The organism is Arthrobacter sp. 'calajunan' (assembly GCF_046940185.1).
GTDB classification, from domain to species: domain Bacteria; phylum Actinomycetota; class Actinomycetes; order Actinomycetales; family Micrococcaceae; genus Glutamicibacter; species Glutamicibacter soli.
This window is the reverse complement of sequence record NZ_JBKZDY010000023.1, coordinates 1-4,915: the sequence shown is the minus strand read 5'-3', so window position 1 is coordinate 4,915 and position 4,915 is coordinate 1. Positions and strand designations below refer to the sequence as shown.

The 4,915-nt window shown below is 54.6% G+C and carries 1 protein-coding gene and 3 tRNA genes; all 4 read right to left on the bottom strand.

Features of this window, described 5'->3' with window-relative positions:
• Positions 1-1,429 precede the first annotated feature (1,429 nt).
• A tRNA-Glu gene (locus tag RF641_RS17480) sits at positions 1,430-1,502 on the bottom strand.
• Between the two features lie 46 nt (positions 1,503-1,548).
• A tRNA-Gln gene (locus RF641_RS17475) sits at positions 1,549-1,620 on the bottom strand.
• Between the two features lie 208 nt (positions 1,621-1,828).
• Positions 1,829-1,905, bottom strand: a tRNA-Pro gene (locus tag RF641_RS17470).
• 109 nt (positions 1,906-2,014) lie between these two features.
• Positions 2,015-3,421, bottom strand: coding sequence for an FAD-binding oxidoreductase (locus tag RF641_RS17465; RefSeq protein ID WP_424573727.1), 1,407 nt, complete (start codon positions 3,419-3,421; stop codon positions 2,015-2,017).
• Positions 3,422-4,915: the final 1,494 nt, after the last annotated feature.

The following is a 4,915-nucleotide window of genomic DNA, read 5'->3' as shown; positions in this document are numbered from 1 at the left end:
TTTCGTATTCACCAAACAAAAAATAATTTGGTATCAACAAACTTGGCACACTATTGAGTTCTCAAACAACAAACACTTACCGGTTCTCCGCCACCCCTATTCCAGGAGGCGATATCGTCCAGCGTTAGTTTCCGAAATTGCAAAAGAAATCTTTTAGATCATTTGAATCTCGGAGATTTTCGCTTCGAATTCGGTTCAGATTTCCTCGAACCTTGTTTCGGCGACAGATAAAAACTATACACACCTTTTTCGGCACTTACAAATCGTAGGGCTACTTTTCCGGGTGACTGTCGCCACAGGCATTAGAGGGCCGGTGCGCACGATAAGCAGTTCCCCAATGTCGCCTGCTCTCCGGACAGGCTGCCGCGCCACACCAACGTGACAGCACGAGCTCCGGTCTGTGGAGAGCGCGGTTCCCTGCTTGCTGGATACTGCGGGCTCGGGGCCAGCCAGTCGAAATCTTGTAAGCGGTGTTCTCTCCGAATGCTGCCGGAGGTCACCGGCAGAACGGACAGCATGGCAATGGGCCTTATCCCGTCGACAGCATGAGCTGATGACGCCAGCTACAGTTCATTGAGTTTCATAGCTGCCCGGTTCGATGTATGGGTTCACTCCTGGTATCCGTTGCGACGATGTCTTGGTATCTGACGCTGCCAAGTTTCCGTGTAACCGCGGTGAGACTAAGCCCTAGGGCGACCTTCCCTCCTAAAACAAACCGCTTACCCAACGACAGCAATCCGGGATGGTTCCTGGCTAGTAGTCGCATCCGTGGTCCACTGATACAGCAGATGTCTTGCACCCTGTGTTGGACATGTCCGACGAGAGCAGTGTCAATGCCCGCCTGTTGACGTTCGCGGCGTCAAATTCAACGCAGACCAGAATCATATGACTTGTCACCCAATAAGCGCGGGCTAGCGGAGATGTCCATGAATCGATGGCTTGCTGACCGCACGTGCCTGGACCCCACTCGGATTTTCATACAGTATGACCTCATCGGGAAACAAGGCCGGCTTGTAGTGCCGCCATCGATGTTCGGTCAATTAGTGGAACCATTCGTTGCCCCACAGGGCGTCGCCATACTGCTTTCGATTGCTGTCGGCCCAAGTGCGCAGCTCCTTATCCCAAGCTCTTGGCATGACCATGAACTTTGGGTCCAAGAAACTAGTCGGGCCCCAACGCATAGCTACTCCGCTTTGTACGCACCATAGGCCCAAGCCCTTATCCGGTTCTCATTGGTTCTGCAGCCAGCGTGGCGAATCTTGTGAATAGTGGGGTCTGGCCTTGGCGACCTGTCCGGGCCAGACACACTTTATTGCCTATAGCCCACATTTTGGCCTCTAGCCCGGAGTCAAGAACTCTCTTCCTGCGGACGGACAAGAAGAACTGGTCAAACAAAAAACGCGGAACCGAAGTTCCGCGTTTAGATTTGTGACCCCAACGGGATTCGAACCCGTGTTGCCGCCGTGAGAGGGCGGAGTACTAGGCCGCTATACGATGGGGCCGTATGCTGAAGTTTCCTTCAGCTCACCGAATTGCTCCAGTGAAGCGCTGGGATACCAGGACTCGAACCTAGAATGACGGAACCAGAAACCGTTGTGTTGCCAATTACACCATATCCCAATATGACTTGGCCTCCGCCAGAATCAATTACCTAGGTAATGATCTTTTGGATGCCTTAGCACGAGATATAACTATACACAGTAATTCTGGATATCGCACATCCTGAGTAGCTTTTCGATAGTGATCTAAGACTCGCTGCCTGTTCGGCCTGCATTTGTGAGCTTCAGTTAAACAACAAGGAGGAATCCGAAGATTCCTCCTTGCGTTCTGGTCGGGATAACAGGATTTGAACCTGCGACCTCGTCGTCCCGAACGACGCGCGCTACCAAACTGCGCCATATCCCGTAATCAAGAACGTTTTTACTCTACACCCGGTTACCTCAGATCGCATAATCGAGGCTTCGATTCGATTGTCATCGTACGTATCTGTCGTAATAGAAGCGCTTGTCGCAGTCTATATCGCCTTGCCCGGGTTCAATATGTTCATTGGATCCAGCAGCCCCTTGATCTTTTGCTGCAATTCGATAACTTGGCTGGATTGCTCCCAGGGGAGCCAGTCTTTCTTGATGAGTCCGACGCCGTGCTCGCCTGTAATCGTGCCTCCCATTTCAAGGGCAATGCGAACGGACTCCTGCACAGCGCGGTCCAGTCGCTCCAGCGGGTTCGGCCCATCCGAGGGGTCGACGTAGAACGTCGGATGCAGGTTTCCGTCACCGGCGTGGGAAATCAGCCTCAACTGAACCTGTTCTTGCCTCGCGGCCTGTTGCACACGATGAACGTACTCAACCATGAGACTTTTGGGGACGGCTACGTCTTCACCAGTACGGTACGCATCGTCTTTCGCATCTCCACGGCTGGTGCGACGCATTTCAATGAGAGCCGTTGCAGATTCATCGCCGCTCTCGCTCAGCCGTACGGAGTCGTTCTTGAAGGTTTCACGAAGAACCGCTTCTTCTTGCTCTGCACCATATCCGTCTAGTCGAACGAGCAGCATTGCACCGCCACTGCCAGCATGAGCTGTCCCATACTGTGCGTCCAAGACCTTCATCGTTGCGTGATCGATCAACTCCAGAATCGCTGGTTGGATACGTGCCTTGGCAATCCTTTGGACTCCTTCGACAGCAACTTCAAGATCCTCGAAAACTAATGCGACGTCTCGTTCGTCAACGGGCAAATAACGAAGCCGTAGCACCGCGCGAACGATCACACCCAATGTTCCTTCGGAACCTGTGAACAAGGCTGTCAGATCATAGCCGGCAACGCCCTTGAACGTATTCTTTCCAACATGTATTAGGCTCCCGTCCGCCAAGACAACGTCTAGCCCAAGAACCGACTCCCGGGTGACACCGTACTTCGCGCAACGCAATCCCCCGGCGTTCGTCGCAATGTTTCCACCGATGGTCGACATCTTGTAACTTGCCGGATCCGGAGCGTACATCAGACCGAACTCGGAGACGGCAAGATTCAAATGATGGTTAATCACGCCGGGCTCGACGACCGCGACTTCGTCCTGAGGCCGAATCTCGATGATCCTGTTCATCTTGCTGAGATTCAGGATGATAGCTTCATTAGTGACATGGACGGCGCCCGATACGCCAGTACCAGCACCGCGGCTGATCACCGAGAGCCGGTGTTCACTGGCCAGCTGCATTAGTTCCTGAACTTGCCCAACTTTTGTTGGAAAAACGACAGCGAGTGGCATCATGGGCTCATCTGCCAGTTGGCCGAAATCTCTCGAATTTTCCATGAGCACGGACTCACTAACGGATACCATGCCTGCAGGAAATCTCGCCGTGAGCTCATCAAGCAATTTCTTATTGCGTCGCATGCGTGGTCTGACTTCCTGGTCATTTGGGCTCATAGTTCAGACACTACATCTGACAGCGCCTGGAGCGACAGTAAGCGCCGACGAAAGGCTGCGGCAGGCGGCCGCGAACCGTGGCGCAATCATCTCTTTCTCGTCACTAGCCATATGAAAAGTCACCTATGCCCATTGGCGCTCCACCATCAATGATGACGATTCCAGTTGTCAATGCGCATCGGATCACGGAAGCCGCTCCGTACGAGCCATGGCCGAGGCATCTAAGAAATCTACAGAGCTTACGACGAAACAGCGTTGTCATTTCACTCCGTCAGTGAATCGTCAGGCACTTTCCGCCACACGGTTATGCAGCTGATCGAACGGGTGCCGAGGTCCCGCCCGGGTCTGGATACTCTGCCAGGCTAAGACCATCGACGACCATCTGGGCATCGTCGAAGGCTTCGTTTAGGGAAAATGAGGCAAGGTCCGCGCCGCCGCAATGCGCAAATGGCTGGCCGGCATCGGTTGCCACGATACGAGGTCGAGGCTCCTCGAGCCGCCAGCACGACGATGAAGGTATCGACTCAAGGAACACAGGTCCCAGCATGAGTAACTGCATGACTCAAGGGAGACTAAGCCATGCAAATGGCTGAAGCACGCGTACGCCGAGAACTTGTCGCCAACGGAACTCGCACGGCGCTGCTAAACGCGAGGCCGGACTAGCGCCATCACCAGATGTTGGTCCCCTGGCGGTTCGGGAAATATCCATCGCATACGTGTCCGTGGGTTGGAGCTTCCTCGCGATTGCTCTATCCAGGAGTATGCCCTGTGGGTATCGAAAAATCCGTGGTCGCGAAGCCTATGGCCGGCATCATGGAGTGCAATCCATTGGTCGCCACGTTCTCTGCCACGTTTTCTGTACAGAGGCCCGCATCAGCAATCGGGTGAACCCGTCAGGCAAGGACGGGCGGGAGAACTCCGCGCAAAACGCCCGTACCGGTCTATTGCCAACTGGCACCCGCTCCTACCCTGGAGTACTTGTTTTTCAACGATTCAGAAGCCTCGTGCGGCTCGATCATCGCCTTGGCGCTGTCAAGGGTATCGGGGCACTCCTCGTTTATCAGCAGCGATGCAGCCTCGGGTAATGACAACTTCACCCAATCCCTTCGAGACGTTCGTCAACGAGTTCGGTGCCAAACTGAAGGTGCCTGCTCATGAGCGCAGAGAGAGCAGTTGAAAAGGACCAGCATTCGGTCCCGCGCCCGTTGACTTCTTCCTCCAGTGGCCAAAGACTCACTGTGGATTCTCAAGTGCTCAGGCGGAAGTCAAAACCTTTTCCTGGATCGGTAGGCATTACCGACCCGAACATGCCTGACGAATCGTGCCTATGCTGCTCGGACGTCAATATTCAGCATCTCTTGCCCAGGGGTTTTGTTGTGGTCCGGGCTCTTCCCCGCTCCGCAGCCAACCGCACCGCGCCGCGGCCCCGGCAGCGCTTCCCTTGTCCCACGCCATCCCCACGGGGCCGGCCGCAGGACAGCACCCCAGACCGCC